This window comes from Mycobacterium sp. Root135, from assembly GCF_001426545.1.
In the GTDB taxonomy this organism is placed as follows: Bacteria; Actinomycetota; Actinomycetes; order Mycobacteriales; family Mycobacteriaceae; genus Mycobacterium.
In genome coordinates, this window is sequence record NZ_LMEZ01000004.1 from 17,607 (window position 1) to 39,539 (window position 21,933).

At 67.4% G+C, this 21,933-nt stretch carries 16 protein-coding genes; 3 read left to right on the top strand and 13 right to left on the bottom strand.

Translation table 11 applies throughout. From position 1 onward, the window contains the following. Positions 1-11: 11 nt before the first annotated feature. Genes ASD37_RS07920 through ASD37_RS07930 form a run of 3 tightly spaced genes read right to left on the bottom strand, consistent with a single transcriptional unit; the run spans position 12 to position 5,652 of the window. The gene (locus ASD37_RS07920) at positions 12-923 is read right to left on the bottom strand and encodes an ROK family protein (RefSeq protein WP_056550370.1); all 912 of its coding nucleotides are present in this window, start codon (positions 921-923) and stop codon (positions 12-14) included. After that, complete coding sequence (locus ASD37_RS07925; protein ID WP_056550371.1) at positions 923-1,531, bottom strand: hypothetical protein; 609 nt, start codon at positions 1,529-1,531, stop codon at positions 923-925. The genes ASD37_RS07920 and ASD37_RS07925 overlap by 1 nt, the downstream gene beginning before the upstream one ends. Then, entirely contained in the window at positions 1,528-5,652 is a 4,125-nt protein-coding gene (locus tag ASD37_RS07930; protein WP_056550372.1) for an NEW3 domain-containing protein, read from the bottom strand. The genes ASD37_RS07925 and ASD37_RS07930 overlap by 4 nt, the downstream gene beginning before the upstream one ends. Positions 5,653-5,913: 261 nt before the next feature. Here ASD37_RS07930 and ASD37_RS07935 point away from each other — a divergent pair, with 261 nt between their 5' ends. Continuing rightward, complete coding sequence (locus ASD37_RS07935; RefSeq protein WP_056550373.1) at positions 5,914-6,972, top strand: alcohol dehydrogenase; 1,059 nt, start codon at positions 5,914-5,916, stop codon at positions 6,970-6,972. A gap of 48 nt (positions 6,973-7,020) precedes the next feature. On the opposite strand, the gene ASD37_RS07940 is transcribed toward ASD37_RS07935, so the two are convergent. The 6 genes from ASD37_RS07940 to ASD37_RS07965 are packed head-to-tail and all read right to left on the bottom strand — an operon-like array spanning position 7,021 to position 15,083. Then, positions 7,021-8,466: an aldehyde dehydrogenase family protein gene (locus tag ASD37_RS07940; protein ID WP_056550375.1), complete on the bottom strand. Its 1,446-nt coding sequence runs from the start codon at positions 8,464-8,466 to the stop codon at positions 7,021-7,023. A gap of 43 nt (positions 8,467-8,509) precedes the next feature. Next, positions 8,510-10,576, bottom strand: coding sequence for a 3-hydroxyacyl-CoA dehydrogenase NAD-binding domain-containing protein (locus ASD37_RS07945; RefSeq protein WP_056550379.1), 2,067 nt, complete (start codon positions 10,574-10,576; stop codon positions 8,510-8,512). Further along, positions 10,573-11,442 carry an alpha/beta fold hydrolase gene (locus ASD37_RS07950; RefSeq protein WP_056550380.1) on the bottom strand — a complete coding sequence of 290 codons (870 nt, stop codon included), beginning with the start codon at positions 11,440-11,442 and terminating at the stop codon, positions 10,573-10,575. The genes ASD37_RS07945 and ASD37_RS07950 overlap by 4 nt, the downstream gene beginning before the upstream one ends. Further along, on the bottom strand, positions 11,442-11,813 hold the full coding sequence (locus ASD37_RS07955; protein WP_056550381.1) for a hypothetical protein: 372 nt from the start codon (positions 11,811-11,813) through the stop codon (positions 11,442-11,444). Before ASD37_RS07955 ends, ASD37_RS07950 begins: the two co-directional genes overlap by 1 nt. Further along, the gene (locus ASD37_RS07960) at positions 11,807-13,939 is read right to left on the bottom strand and encodes an acetate--CoA ligase family protein (RefSeq protein WP_056550384.1); all 2,133 of its coding nucleotides are present in this window, start codon (positions 13,937-13,939) and stop codon (positions 11,807-11,809) included. Before ASD37_RS07960 ends, ASD37_RS07955 begins: the two co-directional genes overlap by 7 nt. 1 nt (position 13,940) lies before the next feature. After that, on the bottom strand, positions 13,941-15,083 hold the full coding sequence (locus tag ASD37_RS07965; RefSeq protein WP_056550386.1) for an acyl-CoA dehydrogenase family protein: 1,143 nt from the start codon (positions 15,081-15,083) through the stop codon (positions 13,941-13,943). A gap of 241 nt (positions 15,084-15,324) precedes the next feature. Between ASD37_RS07965 and ASD37_RS07970 the strand changes: the two genes are divergently transcribed. Further along, positions 15,325-15,948 carry a GntR family transcriptional regulator gene (locus tag ASD37_RS07970; RefSeq protein ID WP_162253243.1) on the top strand — a complete coding sequence of 208 codons (624 nt, stop codon included), beginning with the start codon at positions 15,325-15,327 and terminating at the stop codon, positions 15,946-15,948. A 96-nt stretch (positions 15,949-16,044) separates the two neighbouring features. Here ASD37_RS07970 and ASD37_RS07975 read toward each other — a convergent pair whose 3' ends face one another. The 4 genes from ASD37_RS07975 to ASD37_RS07990 all read right to left on the bottom strand — a co-directional run bounded on the left by ASD37_RS07975 (position 16,045) and on the right by ASD37_RS07990 (position 20,911). Then, entirely contained in the window at positions 16,045-16,998 is a 954-nt protein-coding gene (locus tag ASD37_RS07975; protein WP_056550393.1) for a YafY family protein, read from the bottom strand. A gap of 49 nt (positions 16,999-17,047) precedes the next feature. Next, positions 17,048-18,442 carry a DUF1254 domain-containing protein gene (locus ASD37_RS07980; RefSeq protein WP_056550396.1) on the bottom strand — a complete coding sequence of 465 codons (1,395 nt, stop codon included), beginning with the start codon at positions 18,440-18,442 and terminating at the stop codon, positions 17,048-17,050. 152 nt (positions 18,443-18,594) lie between these two features. Further along, positions 18,595-20,010, bottom strand: a complete 1,416-nt coding sequence (locus ASD37_RS07985) for a carboxylesterase/lipase family protein (RefSeq protein WP_056550399.1) — start codon at positions 20,008-20,010, stop codon at positions 18,595-18,597. Beyond that, on the bottom strand, positions 20,003-20,911 hold the full coding sequence (locus tag ASD37_RS07990) for an MBL fold metallo-hydrolase (protein WP_056550400.1): 909 nt from the start codon (positions 20,909-20,911) through the stop codon (positions 20,003-20,005). The genes ASD37_RS07985 and ASD37_RS07990 overlap by 8 nt, the downstream gene beginning before the upstream one ends. A 101-nt stretch (positions 20,912-21,012) precedes the next feature. Here ASD37_RS07990 and ASD37_RS07995 point away from each other — a divergent pair, with 101 nt between their 5' ends. After that, positions 21,013-21,906, top strand: coding sequence for a helix-turn-helix transcriptional regulator (locus ASD37_RS07995; RefSeq protein WP_056550405.1), 894 nt, complete (start codon positions 21,013-21,015; stop codon positions 21,904-21,906). The last annotated feature ends 27 nt before the right edge of the window (positions 21,907-21,933 follow it).

Genomic DNA, 21,933 nt, shown 5'->3' on the forward strand with positions numbered 1-21,933 from the left:
GCCCAAATCGCTCAGGCGGAGGCGTTGAACAACGCTGCCGCACCGACCAGCCCCGCGTCCCCGCCGAGTTCGGCGGGGAGCACGCGCAGGTCTTTGATGAAGCTCAGTCCCGCATAGTGGCCCAGCGCCTCGCGCAGTGGATCAAAAAGCAGCGCACCGGATTTCGCTACTCCGCCGCCGATGACCACCAGGTCAAGGTCGCACACCGCCGCCACCGATGCGATCATCCGGGCGATCGCGCTAGCTCCACGATCGAAGGCCCGGAGTGCCACGGCGTCACCGGCATTGGCCGCGTCGGCGAGCTCCTTCGCGTTGGCCTCGAGCGGGGCGTCCCAGCCGTTGGCGCGGGCCCACCGCGCCAGATGTGGTCCGGCCGCCACCGTCTCCGCGCAGCCGTGGCCACCGCACGTGCAGAGGTCGCCCTCCGGTTCGACGACGACGTGGCCGACGTGTCCGGCGTTGCCGGTCCGCCCGTCGTAGGGTGCGCCGTCGAGCACCAGTCCGCCGCCAATGCCGGTCGACACCACCATGCCAAGCAGGAATTGGGCGTCGCGGCCCGCGCCACGCCAGCCCTCCCCCATCGCCATGCATAGCCCGTCGCCGCCGAGACGCACCGGCAGCCCCGTGGCCGCGGCCACGCGCTCGACGATCGGAAACCGTTGCCACGCCGTGATGTTGATGGGACTGACGGTGCCGCTCGGTAAGTCCACGGGCCCGGCAGACGAGATGCCGACGCCCCGCACGTCGCCGGTAGCCGTCGCCATGGCGTCGGTGATGAGTCCCTCGGTGACCGACCAGATGGCTTCGGCGTCCGTGCGCGGTGTCGGGAGCTGGGCGTGGTGCAGCAGGTTCCCGTCGGAGTCGACGAGACCGACGGCGATCTTGGTGCCGCCGACGTCGACGGCAAGAGTCAGGTCGCCCATCAGTGCTTGTGGGTGTTGTCGGGTTGACGGGGGTCGCCGGGATGCTCGTAGCCAGGCGACAGGTGCACCAGCTGCGCGCGACGGACGTCGAGCCAGCGGCGGAACTCCCGGCGCCGGGCCACGCCGAGGAGGTGCTGGGCGATCTCCGCTTGGGCGTCTTCGAAGACCGCCTCGACGGGGCGACCCCGCCAACCGCAGGTACCGACGGCGCGGCCTCCGAATCTAAAGGGGTTGCGGGCGTGGTAGTCCCGAATCTCGTGATCGGTCACCGCGACGCCCGAGGTGACGTGGACGAACACCGCACGCGCCAGCTCCTCCTCCAACGCGGCCGCGGCAACGCTGCCGATCTCGAGTCGTGCTGGCACGTCGGGCAAGAGCTCCTCCTCGGTCGGCGCCCCGTGGGCGGTCAGGCCGGCAGACGCGGCCTCGGCGGCGACCACGCGTGCGGTGACGAGTACTTGGACGAGCCAGCGACGCAGTTGTCGGCCTTCGCTGGTGCCCGGTTGGGGCAGGGCGGTGGCCAACCGGGTCGCGCGCAGTCGGTCTTCGCTGGCGTCCACGTCGCCGACGAGGACCGCGTCGTCCCCGACGGTGGCGACGACGCTCACGACACCACGACCTTGACCGCTGGCGAATATAGCAGCTCTCCCGCACAGGCCACGCGGATCAGCGCCCACCATTCGCCTGGCGCCTGCCACGCCGGCGGGGTGACCTCGAACTCCAGGTCGACCGTCCCGCGGGCAGCCAGGTCGGCTCCGATGATGTTGGGCCCCATCCACTCCCACGTACCCCATGGGCTGATGAGGTGTGCCTCGACCACGAGGTCGGCGTGGGCGTCGGTTGCGACGGTCACGCTCAGGGTGGCGGTCTCCCCCGCCGCTAGGACGACTGGCTCCGGGTCGGTGACGAACCGCAGCACGCGGTCGTCGGTCGCGCCGACGGAGATGACGCACACGTCCTCGACGACCTGGCGCCACGACTCCGGGATGGCACTTCCGGTCACCCCCAGCTCGGCGCGCACCGGGTAGAGACCGGGCGGCGTGTCGGGCGGCATCGTCAGGTCGACGATCGATTCCAGGAAGTCCCCCGGCGGCAACACGAACGGCAGCTCGTCCATCTCGACGGTCCACCCCGGGGCGACGAGGAGCCGCACCTTGCCGTGCAGCGCAACGTCGGTGGCGTCGCTGACGGCGGTGAGCTGCAGGCGGACCTGATCGCCCGGGTCGACGGCGAGTTGATGCGGGTGCAGGTGCGCGACCGCGGGGAGACCGCCGAGCGGGGCTGGCCCGCGATTGTGCAGCCAGTAGCGGGCGTAGAGCGGTTGCGCCGGTTCGGCATTGGGCCCGAGCACCACGTAGTCGGCGTCGAGCACCCGGGGCAGGTTCAGCTGAGCCCCGAAGGTGGCGATCTCGTAGCCGTGCAGCGTCAGGCCCGCCCGCTGGTCGACCAGCGGCTGCTCCAACAGGTCGAGCCGTTGCGGCGCCGAGACGTTGCGAAGGCCTGAGCGGATCACGACGTCGGTGGTCCTGCCACGCGTCTCGACCAGGCGCAGCGCGATGCCGTCCTCTGCGTGCACCCGTCGCCCGCTGCCGCCGGCGATCGGGTTGCCCATGACCTTGAGCGCGCCCAGCGCCACGTCACGCTCCGGCTCGACTTCGAGAAGCGACCCCCATGACGGCAGGCCGCCGGACGACGGGTCGTGGTTGGCCGCGACGCATAGCAGGGGTTGACCGAATTCCGCACTGCGCGACGGAATTGCGGAGTCGCGCCAGTCTCCGTCGCCGCAGGCCACGGCGTAGTCGAAGGTATGCGTCCAGTGCTGAAGCTGAAAGTTGGATCCGTCGGGTGCGGTGCGCCGCGGCGGGTCGATCCACGTGCCGGACGGCCAGCCGGTGCAGGACCGCATCAGCGAGGTGTGCAGCGTTCCGTCGGCGTCGACCGCGAAACTGGGTACGCCGCGGTTGAACACGGCGACGGTCCGGTGCTCGAACCGTTCGAGGTCGTCGGGCGCGTCCTGGTCGACCATGATCTCCGCATCCTCGAGGTCGGCGATCAGCGCGGCCACCGCGGCCAGGTCGACGATCAGGACGGGCAACGCGTCGACGCGGCGGAGGTCCGCCCCTGGCACCCAGACGTCCTTGAGTGGCCGGGCCGCGGGAATCCAGATGCGCTCGGCGACAGTCTCGCTGCCGCCGAGGACCGCGGCGGTGAAGGCGTTGTCGTCGGGTCCGCCGACGGCGATTCGCACGTCGGGCAGGTTCGAGTCGACGGTGAGGTCGCCGTAGCGGGGTGACGCCGCGGCGGTGCAGGTGGCCGTGACGCCAGCCCTCGCAAGGGCCACCATCAGCTCGCGGACCACTGGGTCGGCGTCCCCGCCGGGGGACACCACTTCGGCCACGGCGATCGCCCGGGTACGGTGCTGCTCGCCGCGGAACCGCACCCGTGCCGCCGACGACAACCCGAACCACCCGTATGCCGGGTTGTCTAGAGTGGACGGAAACTTTGCGGTGTCAACGGCTTTGGTGGCCCCGCGGTCATGGGTCAGCCCGAATCCGCGGCCGATCACCGCGTCACCCACCTCGCTGACCGGCATCGCGCCGGGGACGGGGCACGGCCAGCGCAACCGCAGCATGCGGTCCTCGCCGGTGAATTCGTCGACCGTGGTGCGGCAGTCGACTCGGTCGACGCCGTTCCACAGCGTGATGGTCTGGGTGTACCGAAGCAGGTTCTTGATCCGGCCGGTGACGACGATCCGCTCGCCCAGTGCGCATCGGTAGCGCTGCGTCGAGGTGGCGCGGGCGGCGGCGGACGTGGTGACGGGCCCCTTGGGCAGAAGGTGCCACGGCCCCTCACCTGCCTTGGGATGCGCCGAATACTCGTCGTAGACCGCCAGTTCGTTCCCGACTCGGCCCGCGGCGATCCGTTCGTGACCGTCGACGGTCAGCGACGACACTCCCCCGCCGCGTTCCGCATCGACGCGTAACCGGTAGAACCCGTTGCCAATCTCGTCCCCCGGCAGCGGTTCCCAGCCCGACGGGGCGCCGTCGACGAAGCGGTAGGACCGCCAGCCCAGCGACGGAACGTCGCGGGCAAGCCAGCTGACCGAGTGCCCGTCGTGTTCGGTGAGCACGTCCACGGGCGCCCCGTCGGCGTCGACGACGGCACCGGTGAGCGGTTCGTCGAGGTGCATGGTGACGACGTCGGTCCGGTTGTGCGCCAGCGGGTTCCACACGACCACCGAGCCGTCGACCGCGGTGGACAGGAGCCCGAGGGCGGCGTCGCGCGCGTCTGTCCCCAGCTGCCAGGCGTCGCGCCAGCTGGTGAGCAGGTCGAGGTACACCTGGTCGGACTCCGACCCGGTGATGGCGTCATGGTGCGCACCGTAGGCCAGCTGCACCCAGGCCTTGGCCAGCGCCGCCTCCGGATACTGTGCGCCGGAGAGCAACCCGGCGAAGACGGAGAACCGTTCGGCTTCGAGCACGGCGTTCTCGGCGGCACGGTTGGCCTGCTTGGTGTCGACGTACGACACGTCCTTGCCGGTGTAGATCGGGTTCATGTCGCGGGTCTGGGGCGAGGGCGACACCCCACGCTCGTCGAGTTCGGCCCGCACCGCGGCAAAGAACTCACTGGGCAACGCGCACACGAAACGCGGCCAGGTGTAGCGCGCGTTCCAGTCGCGGTGGATGTCGGTGACCCACTTGTTGGGCGGGGTGTAGTCGGTGCCGACGGGCAGCAGCACGTTGCGGGTCAGCGCGACTTTCCGCATCTTCGAGAACAGTTCGTAGGTCTGGTGTTCGGCGTCCTCGAGCGATGCCGACGAGTCCATCCACCACCCGGCGGCGTAGTGGGCGGGCATGTAGTGGGTCAGCAGACCACGGCCCGAGGGCGCCATCCACTCGAATTCGCTGGCGAACTGCATCCGTTCGGGATCGCCGCCGTCGGCCATCGGACCCCACTGGCGGTACGGGCCCCGCGCCCACGAGCTGGACGTCAGCCCCGCGTCGGCGGCCATCCCCGGGAACTGTGGATCGTGACCGAAGACGTCGAGCTGCCACGCGGTCGCCGGATCGGCTCCCATCACGTCGCGTTGAAAGCCGATGCCGTGGACGAAGTTTCGGATCGCCGTTTCGGGGCTGGTGAGGTTGGTGTTGGGCTCGTTGTAGGTGCCGCCCATCACTTCCACCCGGCCGAGGGCGATCAACCGGCGCAGGTCGTCGCGGTCTTCGGGGTTGGTGTCCCAGTAGGGCTTGAGGTAGTCGACCTCGGCGAGGACGAACTTGTATTCAGGTTCCCGCCTTGCCATTTCGAGGTGTGCGGTGACGAGCTCGAATCCGTTGGTCTGCCGGCAGCGGCCCTGGGGGTCTTCGGTCCAGACGCTGGTGTACGCGGCCTGGGTGTTCCACCACACCGGGTCGTAGTGGAAGTGGCTGACCATGTACATGGTCCACCCGGGCTCGGCGACGACGAAGTCGAATTCGGTGATGTGCCGGCCGACGACGAGTTCCGCCCTCCGCCGCTCGCCGACGACGGGGTTGGCCACCCGGACCGACACCTCGACGACCCGACCACGTGGCACCGCCGTCGCGTCAACCTCCGTGTGCAAGCCGGGACCCTCGACGCGCACCGGCGTTTCGTGGGAACAGAAGCGGTAGGAGACCCGCACCACCTGCAGTGGGTGGTCGGCCGGGCCCGTGAACAGCTCCGTCGACTCCGCCGAGGTGACGTGCATGTCGCCACCCTACGGTTCACCACCGCCGCGAGTGTGTACTTCTGCCACGGCGTCAGAGTCGCAGGCGTGGCTCGAGTCCACATTCGGCGGCTCGAGAGCGCAGTTGTGCACATCACTATGGTGCTGTATACATACCGGTGACGCACGCCGTCGGGTCCAGGAATCAGTTCCCTCCCGGTAGCCGACGACGAATGACGGTTTACGGCGCGATCAGGACTCACCGGGCATCTGAGCCTGCTGCCCGCCGGTTGAGAGGACCACATGCACGTCTACGAGTTCACCGAGCCCGGGGCGTCCGTAACCACCAAAGAAGTCGCGACGCCGCAACCTGAGCGACACGAAGTCTTGCTGCGGATCACCCATGCAGGTGTGTGCCATACCGACGTACACATGCGCTCAGGCGGCTACGACCTCGGCAGCGCGGGCTATCTCGAGGTCACCTCTCGCGGCTCGTCTTATCCGATCGTCGCCGGTCACGAGATGGTTGGCGACGTCGTGGCCGTCGGCGATGCGGTCACCACCACACAGGTCGGACAGAGACGCTTGGTGTTCCCGTGGCAGGGCTGCAGAGTGTGCGCGCTCTGCGTCAGCGGCGATGAACACCTCTGCAAGGCAAGTAGGGCAATGGGTATGCGCAGCCAAGGCGGCTTCGCCGAGATGGCCCTCGTTCCCCACGAAGACTACTTAGTCGACATCGACGGTGTTGACCCGAATTTGGCTGCAACGCTTGCCTGTTCGGGCGTTACCTCATATTCGGCAATCAGCAAGGCCCTGCCTCGAGATGCTGACACTCCCTTGGTCGTCATCGGTGCGGGAGGCGTCGGTCTGATGGCAATCGCGATCCTGGTCGCACGTGGCCACCGCGCCATCGTCGCAGTGGACATCAACGACGATCGTCTCCGCATCGCCGAGAGTCTCGGTGCTACCGGAACGGTCAACACGACCAAGGGTGACCCCGCTCAGGCACTCCTGTCGCTGTTGGGAGGGCCCGCCGACGCCGTGGTCGACTTCGTCAACAGCGCAGCAACCGCGAAGCTTGCCTTCGATTCGCTCGGCAAGAACGGCCGACTGGTCCAGGTCGGCTTGTTCGGCGGCGACTTGGTCGTCCCCAACGCCTATGTGGCGCTGATGGGCATCACGATTGGCGGCAGCTTGGTCGGGAGCATCGACGATCTCAACGAACTGGTCGAGATGGCGCGGCGGAATGACCTCCCCCGAGTTCCGATAAGGACGGAACACCTTGAGCCCCGTGAGATCGACAACGCCTTGGACGCGCTCGAACACGGAACCGTCGACGGTCGAATCGTGCTCGTCGCCTGAAACCCGGGAACTAAAAAGCGATGCGAATCCCCGACCTTCGCGCTGACGTCATGCCAACGCGGTGTACTTGATCCGCTGGAAGGCGGCGAGTCCTTCGATGCCGCCCTCGGTACCGATTCCACTGTCGCCGTAGCCGCCGAAGGGCGTTTCCGGAAGCGACGCCTGCCACTGGTTGACGACGACGGAACCTGCATCGATGCCGTCCAGCAGGCGCCTGGCGTCACCGAGGCTGTTGGTCCAGGCATAGGAGGCCAATCCGACCGGCAACCGGTTGGCTGTCGCGATGGCCTGGTCGAGGTCCTGGTAGCGCTGGGTGGTGGCCAGCGGACCGAAGGGTTCCACGTTGACGGCCAAGACGTCGTCGGTCACGTCGGCGAGAAGTGTCGGACGCCAGAACGTCCCGGGTCGGTCGATGCGATCGCCACCGATCGGGACGCTCACGCCGCGGTTCCTGGCATCCTCGGTGAACCGCCGCATCGCCGTGATGCGTTGCTCGTTGGCGACCGGTCCCATCTGAGTACGCTCGTCGCCAGGGTCGCCGACCACCAACTGTTCGGCCCGCCGGATGAACGCGTCGACGAATTCGTCGTGCACACTGTCGTGCAGCAGGAATCGGCTGGGTGAGGTACAGACCTGACCTGAGTTGCGGTAGGTGGCACCGACGGCGGACTCCGCCACCTGCTGCACGTCGACGTCCGCGGTGACGATGACGGGTGCATGACCGCCGAGTTCGAGCACCAGCCGCTTCATCGACAGCGCGGCCAGGACTGCGAGATGACGTCCGACGCTCGTCGACCCGGTGAATGTCACTGCCTTGATTCGTGATTCGCCCAGCAGGTAGGCGCTGACTTCCCGGGGATCGCCGAACACTACGTTCAGGACGCCCCTGGGCACCCCAGCGTCGGCGAACGCCTGGGTCAACGCAACCGCGCACGCAGGGGTCTCCTCCGACGGCTTCAGAACCAGCGTGCAGCCAGCGGCCAAGGTGTAGGCGATCTTGCGTGCCGGGGTGATGACGGGCGCGTTCCACGGCGCAAAGCCCGCGACCGGGCCGAGAGGCTCGTGCCGGGTGCTCTGCATGCTGCCCGCCGCGCGCGCCGGGATCGTCCGGCCGTAACCGCGACGGCCTTCCTCGGCAGCCCATTCGATGTGCTCGGCGGCGGTGATCACCTCTTGGCGCGCTTCGGCCGTCGGCTTGCCCAGTTCGGAGGTGACCAGGCCGGCCACGGTAGCGGATCGCTGACGCAGGAGCGCCGCGGCCCGGCGCAAGGTATCCGATCGAACCAATGGAGAAACGTTGCGCCAGTGCGCAAATGCCGCGTCGGCAGCATCGAGCGCAGACGCGATGTCAGACGGCGCCGCGACCGGGACCACACCGAGTTGCTCCCCCGTGGCCGGGTTGAGTACTGCGATCTGCTGGTCACCGGAACCTCGAGTCCAGACACCGTCGATGAATGACGCGATCTCCGGATAATCGTCGGTGTGGTTGCTCACCTTCGTCACAGCTCCCTGTTCTCTCTCGCTCACGTGTGCAGCTCTAGCGAGCCAACAGATGAGTCATGTCACCGATACGGTAGGTCGGGCCCGTGGCGTCGCGCAGGGCAACCAGTTCCGTCTGCAATACCTCGACCTCTTCGTGCTGAGCCCAGAACGCAGGCCCACCGCGATGCCTAGGAAAGCCGTAACCCAGAACCATCATCAGATCGATGTCGGAGGCACGCTCCGCAATCTGTTCGGCCAGGATGAGATCGGCTTCGTTGGCCATCGCGACCAGCGCCCTGCGCACTATCTCGGCATCGGTGAAGCCTTGGCGCGCAATACCCTTGCGTTCCGACTCTGCGACCACCAGGTCTTCGACAGCGGAGTCACGAAGCCGCACAACCGATCCCGGGGCATATCGATACCATCCGAGTCCCGCCTTCTGGCCCAGGCGTCCCTGTTCGCACAGCCGGTCGGCGACATCGACGTACCGCAGCCGAGGATCACGCGCGGCCGCCCGTGTGCGTCGCATCCTCCATGCGATGTCCAGCCCGGCGAGGTCGGCGACCGCGAACGGTCCCATGGCAAAGCCGAAATCCTCCAGGGCAGCGTCGATCTGATGCGGCAGCGCACCCTCTTCGAGCATGAGTTCACACTGCTGCCGATAGGCGTTGAAGATCCTGTTGCCGATGAAGCCGAAGGCGTTACCCGCCACCACCGGGGTCTTGCCCACCCCGCGTCCGACGGCGACCACCGCGGCCACGGTCGCGGCATCCGTCGAGGGACCGCGGACCACTTCGAGCACCTTGGTCGCGTGGGCCGGGCTGAAGAAGTGCATACCGATCATGCGGTGCGGATCGTCGATGGACCGTGCGAGTTCCTCGATGTCGAGATAGGAGGTGTTGGTGGCAATCACAGTGTGCGGCTGCACCACATCTGAGATCTGCCGCAACACCTGAGTCTTGACGTCGAAGTCTTCGAACACCGCCTCGACGACCAGGTCGCACGCCTGCAGATCCGCGTACCGGGTCGTCGGCGTCACCCGGGCGAGTCGTTGCTGCGCGTCATCCGCGCTGATCTGGCCACGGGCAACGCCGCGCTCGTAGCCTTGGCGCAGTCGTCGGAGTCCGCCGTCGAGCCGGTCCTGATCGATCTCGACCAGCGTGACGTCGAAGCCCTTGTCCACGAATGTCCGCGCGATCCCGGCGCCCATCGTGCCCGCACCGACGACACCAACGGTCTGGATCTGGGTGGCGGCCACATCGCGATACGTTCGGCCGGAAGCGCGTTCGGCGAAGAACAGGTGCCGGAGGGCGCGCGCTTCGCGGCCCAACCGCAGCCGGTGGAACTCATGTCGTTCATGGTTCAGGGCAGTGCGCGCGGACGCCGACGCGGCCAACATGGTGCTGCCGATTGCGGCGAGAACCTGCGGACGAACGCCGTACGCGCGCGTCGCCGCGGCCGCAGCCGACTCGATCGCACCCGGCTCGCCGGTGGGGGTATCCAGCCGAATCAGGACCCGTTTGGTGGCGACGTTCTTGGCATAGCCGACCGCGAAGTCGAGCAGGGCCCGCTCTGGCGGACAGACGGCATCGAGGATGCCCATGTCCCGCGCTTGCGTGCCGGTCAGCCTCTTCCCGCTACACACCAGGTCGATGGTGGCGGCGACGCCGATGAGCCGGGGTAGGCGCTGGGTTCCGCCGGCACCGGGAATCATCCCGAGGGTGACTTCGGGTAGCCCCACCGTGACCGTGGCGGTGCCCAGCCGAGCGTCGCACCCCAGCGCGAGTTCGAGTCCACCGCCGAGCGCGACACCACTGAGGGCGGCGACTACCGGTTTGACACAGTCCTCGATGGCCGAGATGACCTGCGGGAGTTGGGGTTCAGGAAGCTCCGGCGAATCGAACTCACGCAGGTCCGATCCCGACACGAATGCTGCGTCATTGCCGATGAGCACCACTGCGGCGGCCTCGGGATCCGCACCGGCCCGGCTGACGGCAGCGATGATCTCGGCACGCAGCTGAGCCGTGCTGGCGTTGACCGGAGGGTTGTCCAATCGGACCACGGCCACCGTGTCCACCACGTCGTAAGACACGGTGGCCGACTGCCCGGTGGTCACAGTCATGGACCGACCGGCGTCGGGCCCGCCGCCTCGATGGCGTCGAGCACCGGGTGCAGATACGTCATGAACCGCTCGTGATCTTCGCTCATCGGGAAGTGACCGAGCCCGGTCATGATGACGGCCTTGGTCCCCGGGATCATCTTCTCCAGGTAGAGGGTGTCCTCGGGCATACAGGAGTAGTCGTACTCGCCGGTCAAGAAGTACAGCGGACACTTGCGAACGTCGATGGCAGCCAGATCGCTGTCACGATCGCCGTCGTCCTTGTAATAGTGCAGATCACCCTTGAAGACGCCGGGGCCGCCTTGCGAGTAGTGCCAGAGGGTTTCGTCACGATCGACAGCCGGCACGTGTGGACCGATTAGTCCCGACATCAATGCCGCACACAGCTCGCCGCCGTGAATGTCGGGGCGATGCAGGTATTCACGATCGTAGTAAGGCGCCACATGCGGGCCGGACTGCAGGCCGATCAGGGCACGGAAACGTTCCGGGGCCTCACGGGCGAGTTTGAGGACGATACGACCGCCGATGGAGCACCCCATGAGCGCGGGCTGCTGCAGGTCTAGGGCGTCGACGAACGCGAGGATCATCGCGCTGTAAGTAGCTGCGGTGAGCTGGTATTCGGTGTCGCGCCACCCTGGCGCGGGAGAGGATTTGCCGTGCCACGGCATGTCGAAGGTGATGACCCGGAACCGGTCGGTCACCGTCTTGTCGTTGAGCAGATGACGGTACTGGCGGCCATCGGAGCCAGCCGTGTGCAGACACAGCAACGGGATGCCCGAGCCGGCCTCCTCGAAGTAGATTCGTTGTTCCACTCCGTCGATCTCGACGTGAAGATAGTGGCCGGTGACGGGTTCGATTCGTGCGCTCATCAGTCAACCTCCCGGTCTCGGAGCGTCGCCAGAACATCCTTGAAGTACTGCAGATTGGCGATGAAGGGATGCAGATCGCCTTCGACGGTCAGCACCCGACGACGCATGAGCGCCATGATGTCGTGTGAGCCCGGCGCCGGGTCCGCGACGAAGAATTTGTCCCACTCCGCGCGGGGCGCGCGGAGGGCGAAGGTCCACACGGGCATGACGGTCGGCGTGGAATCGACGGTCTCCACCCTTCCGTCACGGAAGTGGATCAGGTAGCTGGCGTCACCGAGATCCAGAAGCATGGTGGCAGTCAGGAATCGGCCACGCCGGATGAGGTTGGGCTGGGTGTTGACGTGGTCAGCCAACGCATCGACGGTCAGCATCGGACTGCGTCCTCCTTCTGGTCCAGATCGTTGGTTTCGCCGCGGACACGCACTGCCGCATCGACGGCGACCACCCCTTCGCCCTGCTTCTTCACCAGCACGGGATTCACCTCTGCTTCCTCGATGTTGCTGTATTGCACCAGGGTTGACATGTTCACGATCAAGGTGACCAGGGCATCGAGGTCGGCGTGCGGGCCGCCACGGAAGCCGCGCAGCACGTCGACTCCGCGGATCTCCCCCAGCATCTCCTCGGCCGCGGCCCGATCCAACGGGGCCATCCGGATACTGCGGTCGGCGTACAGCTCGGCAAGAGCACCACCCGCGGCGACGACCACCAGTGGTCCGGTAACCGGGTCGACTCGATAGCCCACCAGCACCTCGCCGACGGAGTCGGACATCTCCTGGACCAGAACCTCGTCGAGGGCGATGGACGCCCGGTGCGCGACGTCGGCCCGGATGCCGACGGCTGCCTGGGTGAGCTCCTCGACGGTGTGCACACCGAGCACGACGCCACCGACGTCGCTCTTGTGTGCCAAGTGATCCGAATGTGCTTTGACCACAACGGGGAAGCGCAGCGTCGTCTCGGCCGTCCCGGCGACGAGGTCGTCGATGCCGAGCACCGTATGTCGGGCAGCTACCACCCCGACGTTGGCGAGGATCTCGTACGACGTGGTCTCGTCGACCAGGTGTCCTGGCCGCTGCGACAGGGCCACCGGACGGACATCTCGTGCCGGTCGACGAGCCAGACTGCCCGCGATCGCGTCGGCGCAGGCCTCGGGAGTGCGGAAGCTGGGCACTCCGGCATCGGACAGCATCGAAAGAGCCTGCGGCGCATCGGGTACCAGGAAGGCCGCTATCGGATGTCGCGATAGCGTGGCATCACCGACGATGTCGAGAATCGGTGCCACCGCGAGTTGGGGCGCGTGACGGGCGGAAGATCCGACGACGGCCAGGACCAGATCGAATTCTGGAGCCGTGGTCAGGACGTCTAGTGCGGCCCGCATTATTTCGGGTCGGGTGCCGGCCAGAGTCAAGTCGGTCACCAGCCCGGGATCGGCGGCAGCTCCGCCGGCGCGAAGCCGATCCAGGGTCTGCTCGGTGGGCCCGACGACCTCGACCCCGTAGACGCCGAGTTGGTCCACCACCATGGCAGCGCCGCCACCCGTCGTCGTCACCACGCCGACGCGGCGGCGTTGCAGTGGCCGCCTTGGCGGCACCGCGGCCACCAACGGAGCGCCTTCGAGCAGGGCGTCGAGGGTGCGCACCCGAACGATGCCTAGATCTGCCAGGAATTCCGTGGCGACGTCGTCTTCGCCGGCAAGGGCTCCCGTGTGAGACGCCGCCAGTTGTGCGGCCATAGCCGAGCGGCCGAGTTTGTAGGCCACGATGGGCTTTTCCCGCTCTGCCGCGCCACGGGCGAACTGCCGGAAACGCTCGGCGTGGCGGATGGTCTCGAGGAACAAGACGTACCCGGTGACCTCGGGGTCGTCGAGCGTGGCGGCACAGATCTCGCCGATGCTCAGATCCATCTCCGCCCCGACCGAGACCAGGCGGGAGAAACCCACTCCTCGTCCTACGCCGCGCGACAACAATGCGCCGATGATGCTGCCCGACTGCGACGCCGCGAAGAGTCCGCCGCGGGGGATGTCGGACTCCGCGAAGGCGGCGTTGGCGGTGAGCGTCAAACCGTTGCGGGTGTTGACGACTCCAAGACTGTTCGGTCCTAGGAGCCTGAGTCCCGATTCCGCAGCCGCGACACAGATTTCGTCTTGCAATCGTTGGCCTGCCGGACCCGCCTCACCGAACCCGCCGGACAGTATCGTGGCGACCTGCACCCCTGCGCGGCCACAGTTTTCGACGGCCTCGAGGACCGAGGGGGTGGGGGTCATGATGAACGCGTGCTCGGGAACCTCGGGCAGGACGTCGAGGGTCGGATAGACCCGTGCGCCGTCGATGGTGCCGCCCTTGATGTTCACCGGGTACACGGCGCCGGCATAGCCACTGGCCCGAAGGAACGCCAGTGGTCGCGACGAGGCCTTTACCGGATCCGACGACGCGCCCAGCAGGGCGATGGATCGTGGGGCAAACAGCGCCGTCGACAGTTCCGCCCGCGTCGTTGATTCCACCTCAACCCCGCTGGCTGAAGCGGCGGCCGAACACCGACTCTGCGATGCGGTTCTTGAGGATTTCCGTCGATCCCCCGGCGATCATCCATCCCCGGGTACGGCGCATGCAGTATTCGACCAGGGTTTCCGTGCTGTATCCCATCGCGCCCATCGCCTGCATGGCATTGTTCGCGGCCAAGAAGCCCGCTTCGTTGGCAGCGAGCTTGGCCACGGCCGTGTCGTAGGCCGAAGGTAGTCCGTCGACGGCGCCGGCGACGGCACGTTCGAGCAAGAGTTGTGCACCTTCGAGGGCGACTGCCGACTCGGCGAATTTCCATTGCAGGCCTTGGAATTCGTTGAGGGTGTGGCCAAATTGCTCACGCTGGCTGACGTGGTCACGGGCGAGGTTGAAGGCCAGCCGGCCGATTGCGATGGAGCGGGCTGAGTTGCCGATCCGTTCGACGTTGAACCCGCTCATCTGCCGTTTGAAACCGCCCTCACCCAGCAGCACGTTCGCTTTGGGGATCCGGCAGTCCTCCAGGTATAGCTGTGACCAGACTTCTCCGGACATGTAGGCGCTGGGCTCGCCGAGTTGGAGGCCGGGTGTGTCGCGTTCGACGAGAACCGATCCGATGCCGTCGGTGCCCGGCCCGAATCGGACGTAGACCAGGTACAGCGTGGCGTCGGCACTGTGGGTCGACCAAATCTTGGTGCCGTTGAGGACGTAGTCGTCACCGTCTTCCATGGCGGTGGTCTTCAACTCGGTGACCGCCGATCCGGCTTCGGGTTCGCTCATCCCGAGGGCGATCAAGGCGCTGCCTTGGAGCAGCCCAGGAAGGTACTTGGCCTTCTGCTCGTCGGTGGCGAACTCGGCGAAAGTACGGATGGCACCGAAGTTTCCGGCTTGCACGATGTCGGCACTCTTCGGGCAGACCATCGCGAGTTCCTGAATCGCGATCACGGCGTCCATCAGCGTGGCGCCCTGACCGCCGTCGCGCTCGGCGATGGTCAACCCGAGCAGACCCTGCTCCGCGAGGAGTTTGGCCGTGCTCCACGAGTAGTTCTGGTCATGCGCCCGATTCAACGCGCCTGGCGCAAGGTGCTTCTGGGCGAACGCGCGAATCGATGCGGCGAACTGCTTTTGATCGTCGGTATATCCCGCCATCTGGCTTCCTTCACCGTCGGATGTATCCCTCGCCATGGTCTTGTATACACCCTAACGACGGTCCAAGTGAACGCCAAATTTCCCGTGTCTTGAGATGGATTGCCCATGATCACGACTCCGCCACGTGGCGCGGTCGGCATCGGCCGACTCATATAGATTGCCTGCATACAGCGCCATGCTGATTCTGCAGAGGAGCGAGATGAGCACCGAGATCCCCGGCACGGCGAGGACCGGAGGCTCGTTGGCCCTCTACCACCAGCTCTCCGAGGACATCCTTCATGGACGCCTCGGCGTCAACGATCGACTGTCGGAGAACGCGCTCAGTGAACGCTACGGCGTCAGCCGAACCCCAATCCGCGAAGCGCTCACCCGACTCGAGCAGGACGGGATGATCGTGCGCCAGGGCAGCATGGCGCGCATCAGGGTCCGGACTGCTGAGGAAATCAACGACATCTACCGCGCCCGGACCTGGCTCGAACGTGCCATCGCCCAGGACGCGGCCACGCGACACCGGGAAACCGACCTGCTTCGACTCCGCGCCGCGTGGCAGAACGAGGACGGCCTCGATCCCACCGACGCGACGCCGCTCGACCTCATGATCGCCAACCGGGTGTTCCATCAGGCGTTGGCAGCCGCAGCGCACAACGCGGCCCTGACAGACCTCCAGGCTCGTCTCACTCTGCAGGTTGCGCAGTTGCCGGCCACCACCCTGAGCGCACCCGGTCGCTGGCACCAAGCACACGAGCAGCATCGTCAGATCATCGAACTCGTCGAGCAGCGTGATGAACTGGGCGCTGGCGCCCTGGCCGAACTGCATATCGCGCAGGCCCGTGACATCCGCTTGTCCCTGGGCACCGCGTTTTGACGGAAGCCGAACCACTAACCACGCCGCGAGTGTGTACTTCTGCCACGGCGGCAGCGTCGCAGGCGTGGCAGAAGTACACGTTCGGCGGGACGGGGGTCAGGGGGCTGCCCGCGACAGGCGTTCGGCCACCGTGCGCACCGCGGCGACCACCTCGGGCGGCTCCAGCACCTCGAAGTCGACGCCGGGCATCGCCAGCCACGGCACCATCCGCTCGGGGTCGTCGGCGCCCGCAGTCATGATGCACGCGTCGGGACCGTCCGCCTCGATCTCGGCCGAGGCATCCGAAAAGCACTGGGCCACCATTTCCTTCGACGCGAAGTACCGCACCCGCGCGACGTAGCGGTACGGGGACGCGGTGATCGCGCGCCGCACGTATTGAGCCGCGTCGGGCGCCTTCCGCGGCCGGAACGTGGTGCCGCGCGCCGTGACGTCGGACATCCGGTCCAGGCGCAAGCTGCGCCAGTCGTCGCGGTCGCGGTCGAAGCACAGCAGGTACCAGCGCCTGCCCGTCGTGACCAGTTGATACGGCTCGAGGCGGCGGTCGGTCGTCGTCCCACCGCGGTCGACGTATCCGGCGGCGACGTGTTCGTGGTCGCGGGTGGCGCGCGCCAAGGTCATGAGGACGTCGGGGTCGACGAGCTCGTCGGTCTGGCCGGGGGCCAACGTGGTGGTCGCGTCGTGAATCGCCGCGACCTGCGCGCGCAGCCGCGACGGCATGACCTGGTCGAGTTTGGACAACGCCCGCAGCGCGGACTCACCGACGCCTGCCACACTCCCGCCCGCGGCCACCCGCAGGCAGACGGCCATGGCGACGGCCTCCTCGGGGTCGAGCAGCAGTGGCGGCAGGGCCGCACCCGCGCCCAGCTGGTAGCCGCCGCCGTGGCCCTTGCTGGCGTGCACGGGATAGCCCAGGTCGCGCAGACGTTCGACGTCGCGGCGCACGCTTCGCCCCGTCACCCCGAGGCGTTCGGCGAGTTCTTCGCCGCCCCACACCCGGCGCGACTGCAGCAGGCCGAGCAGTTGCAGCACGCGGCTCGTCGTTTCGGACACGACCCAAGTCTGCCCCAGTCTTAGGACCGTTATCGTCCTATGACTCCGCCTAGCCGCTGGCGGCGATGTCGTCGAGTCGCCAGCTGCGGTCGAAGTACGGCTCGAGCGGTCCGTAGAGGCGGAAGTAGGCGAACCAGTGCTGATCGGGAAGCGTTTGTATCCAATTGGATTCACGGCCTTCCGGCGCGTTGGGTCCGAAGTACAAGTCGACCGATCCGTCGTCGTTGTCGACGACGTCCGCGTTGCGCGATCCGCGGTCGCCGCGCTGCTGGGGGTTGTCGACCAGGCAGCGGGTGTCGGCTGAATACACCGTGATCGACCAGAACAACTTGGCCGGCGGATCGGGCGGGATGTGCAAGGTGTACTCCCGGCCGCCGTCCAGCCAGTGGCCGTCACGGTCGGTGTAGCAGCTCAGGTATGCCTGTCCCACCCCGGGAGTTTGGCTCTTCATGGCGGAGGAGAAGCTGAAGGCTTCGTAGAACCAGGAGGCACGTTCGAGGAGCTGGTCGTAGTGCACCGCTCGCTGACTCGAGTCGTCAACGGCCAGAACCAGATCCCACCGGCGGTCGGGCCAGTAGGCAGAGCCTGGGAAGCGTTTGGCGAAGGTGTTGGCCTGGGCCATCAGTTCTGCGTCGGCCGCGGCTGCGGTGAGGATCCGGGTGAGCCGCTCGTCGGGGTCGAAGGCCTTGTCCTTCTCGATGCCGAGTGCGGCGAGCATCGCGAGGTAGAACCGGTCGCGTTCGTCGACGATCTCGCGTTGGTAGACGTCGTGCAACAGTTCCCAGTACTGCATTCCCCGGGGTTGGTCTCCCGACCATGGACGCCCACCGGGCGAGAGCAGTCGGGTAGGCGGCGGGTTCTGTCGGTCGGCAAGGGGGTAGATCCTCACGTTCTCGACGAGCGCCTGGGCTCGGTCGGCGTCCGTATCGAGGGCGCGAAAGCCGAACAGGATGTTCATTCCGGTCGCACGGTGTCGCGTGAATCCATCGGAGTCCTCGGGCTCCTCGGCACCGGGAGGAAGGACGAGATGTTTACCGCCCGCGCCCTTCTCGGGGCCCATCTCGCCCAGGGTGGCGATTTCCCGTTGCCAGAAGTCGGAAATTCCACCGGCCGTGGGACCGGCGGGAAGTTCGATCACCAGCGGCCCGGTCGCGCCCAGGTCGACGAAGCTGAGGATGTACGGCGTGGTGGCGTTGGCGGTGATGATGCCGAGTCGGTCGCGGTACGTGCGGTACACCACGAGGTCCGAAGCCGTCGCCCCGAATATCTCGACGGACACCTTCTGCCACTGCGCAGAGGCCACCAGGGGCAACGCCCAGAGGTACGCCTGACACGCCATCTGGTAGTCGAGCTCGTCGAAGATCGACGGGAGGTCTTCACGACTCGGCAGTTCCCGGTCGCGTCCGACGTGTTGCAACCGCCCAGGCAGTTCGTCCACCGACATCACCCCAATCGTGTCGCCGCCCGGTCGACTCTAATTGGCCGACGCCCACCGCCGCTGCCGATTCGCAGGCGGTCACCCGCACGATCGGCGGACGCCGGGACCCGACCTTCAACGCACCCGTTGACTCCCAGCGTGCGGCGCCGCGGATTGACTCACCCGCCGAACGTGTGGCGGGATGCCTGCGCCCACCCGGGGTTGCCGGTGGTCGCGTACCGAACCCAGGCCTGGTGCATCTCCGTCGCCAGTGATTGCGGCGGCGTCTGCGGGCCGAGCAGGCCGACCGGTCCGCCAAGCGTGGGTTCGGCCAGGCAGTCGAAGACGAACGGCAACTCGACGGTGTGAGCGGCACCCAGTCGACCGCCGAGAGCCCCTGAGCGCCAATCGAATCGGTACTCGTGCAGCGGGGACGCCGACCATGATCGGTGCCCGTCGACGAGACGTCGCGTGCCCGCGCCGAACAGGGCGTCGCCGAGCAGCGCGGACCGCATCTGACCCCACGACCACCGAGGTTGGCGGGTGCGCAGTTCGGCGACCACCACGTCGGGGTTCGCGTGACTTCGGCCCGCCAGTTCGCGCACGCCACTCTCGGAGGAGCCGTCGAGGTCACCCTGCGGCGCCAGGTAGAGGTTGCCCTCGTCGGCATTCACACCGATCAGGAGGGGGACCTGCGCCCCCTCTCCGGACGCGACGGAGTCGGCGGGCTGGTGCTCCAACACCACGCTGAAGGGGCTGAGCCCGACGAGCGGATCGAATCGCCGGGTCGTGCGCAGGTCGGTGCCGGCCAGCTGGGCTCCCAGCTCGACGAGTGCTTCGTCGGACAGCGCCTCGAGCGCGGCGGGGGTGGGCGCCGCGCCGAGGACGACGCCCGCCCGACGGGTGACCCGAGCTGCCTGTTCGGGATCGAATGCACCGGTTCCGTTGCCGCTCTGCATGATTGCCCTGTGAAACAGCGTTCCTGCGCCGGGTGTGGCGAGAAGCGCGCCGACGAGGGTGGCCCCCGCCGATTGCCCGAACAGGGTCACGTTGTCGGGGTCACCTCCGAAGGCGGCGATGTTGGTCTGCACCCACTGCAACGCGGCCTGCACGTCGAGCAGTCCGCGGTTGGGTGGCGCTCCGGGGACGTCCAGGAAGCCGACGACGCCGAGCCGGTAGGTGACCGTCACCAGCACCACACCGTCGCGGGCGAAGGCAGCCCCGTCGTACAGCGGTGACCGGGTGCCGCCAGAGACGAATCCGCCACCGTGCACGAAGACCATCACCGGCAGTCGGGTGGCGTCTCTCGGTGCCCACACGTTGACGCGGAGATAGTCGGTTTCGCCCGTCCGCAGGGTCCCGAAGTACGGGGCCATGTTCAACGCACCGAATCCGGTGCGAGCCTTCTGCGGTGCGGCCGGACCGGGACTGGTGGCGTCGCGCACCTCCGTCCAGCCCGGATGCGTTGTGGGCCCGGCGAATCGGGCGGCACCCGCCGGTGGGGCGGCGTACGGGATGCCGAGGAAGACCACCCCTGCGGCCGTGCTCGCTCCGCGCACGGGCCCGGATGTGGTGTCGACGACCGGTTCAGCCACGGGTCGCCTTCGCGAAGTCGGCCCACTGCGTGACCGCGAAGCCGTCGCCTCGATGGCGAACCTCGGCCGCTCCGTGACCACCGAAATGGGCCGGGAACACCAGGGTGTGGGTGTCGGCGGCGCGGCCGAGGACACGACGACGGGTGGTCCGGGCCTGGGCGGGGTCTTCGCAGAAGCAACTGTTGACGTCCGGTTCACCCAGCTGCAGCGGGGTGTGCAACAGGTCGCCCACGAAAACCGCCCGGTCCGTGCCGGATTGGAGGGTGAGCAGCGACGACCCAGGGGTGTGACCGGGGGCGAGCTCGAGTCGCAGGTTCTCGTCGACGTCGAGGTAGGTGTCCCACAAGTCGACCAGCCCGGCCTGGTGCACCGGCGCAACGCTGTCCTCGAAGACGACGTGGCTGGCGACGCCTAGTCGAGAGCTGTTGCCGTTGGCGGGATTCCAGAACTCGAAGTCGGCCCGGGGCATCAGGTACCTGGCGTTCGGGAAGGTCGGTACCCAGTGCCCGTCGTCGAGGGTCGTGTTCCACCCGACGTGGTCGTCGTGCAGATGGGTGTTGACCACGACGTCGACGTCGTCGGGGTGGACTCCTGCGCGCGCCAAGTTGCCAAGGAAGTCGGTGTCGAGGTGGTCCCACCTGGTGCCGGGACGGTGCTTCGAATTCCCGGCGCCGGTGTCGACGAGGATCGTCGCGCCCGCGCTGCGCAGGACCCACGTCTGAAGGGCGGCGACGACCATCCCCGAGCCGGGGTCGTAGAAGTCGGGAATCAGCCAATCGTCGCTGGATTTCCAGGATTCGGGGCGGCTGTCGGGGAAGAAGGTGACCGGCGTCAGCTCGACGGATCCGAAGTACTCCATGACCCGGGTGACCGAGACGTCACCCAACACGATGTCGTTCATGGGTTCCAGCGTCGGGCGCTTTCGACGGGGCAACCAGCCCCGGTCGTGCCTACCACTGAGAGGGTCAGGCAGACCGCGACACCTCGGCGCATAGTGGAGGGATGACCCACACCAGCCTCGGGGAGTTCCTTCGGGCCCGGCGGGCTCAGGTGGATCCACACGAGGTCGGACTCACCTGGGTGGGCGGGCGACGCCGGGTCGCCGGGTTGCGCCGCGAAGAACTGGCCCAGCTGGCCGGAGTGAGCGTGTCCTATTACACCCGTCTCGAGCAGGGCCAGTCGGTGAACGCCTCCGATGCGGTCCTGGATGCGATCGCCAGGGCGCTGGGCCTCGACGACCACGAACAGCAGCACCTGCGCACGCTGGCGCAGGCCCGGCCCGCGCGGCCGAGCCGACCCGTCACCGAACGGGTCGACCCGCTGACCCGCGACCTCCTCGATTCCCTGTCCGATCTGCCCGCCTTGGTGGTGGGTCTGCGGCTCGACGTCCTGGCGTGGAACCCGCTGGCACATGCCCTCCTGGCGGGTCACCTGGACCCCCACGCAGTGAACCGCCCCGCGGAGCGGCCCAATCTGGCGCGCATGCTGTTCCTCGACGGCCACACCCGCGACCTGTACGTCGACTGGCAGCGCAAGGCGCGCGCCGTCGTCGGCAACCTCCGCCTCGTCGCCGGCCGCCATCCCGACGACCCCGCCCTGGCGGCCCTGATCGGCGAATTGTCCATGAAGAGTCCACAATTCGTCACGTTGTGGCGTGACCATCGAGTCAAGCCCTGCGAGGCGGACTCCTACCACCTGCAGCACCCGGCGGTGGGTCCGCTGACCGTCACCCAACACAATCTCGTCGTCGCCCGTGCCACCGGCCAGTCGGTGTGCATCGTCACCACCGCTCCCAGGTCGCCCTCGGCGGACACCCTTGGCCTGCTCGCGGGCACGGTCGCCAGCCTTCAGACTTCTTCAACAGTTTGTAGAGACGACTTCAACAAAATGTTGTAACGTCGCCCGCATCACACCTTGGAGGTC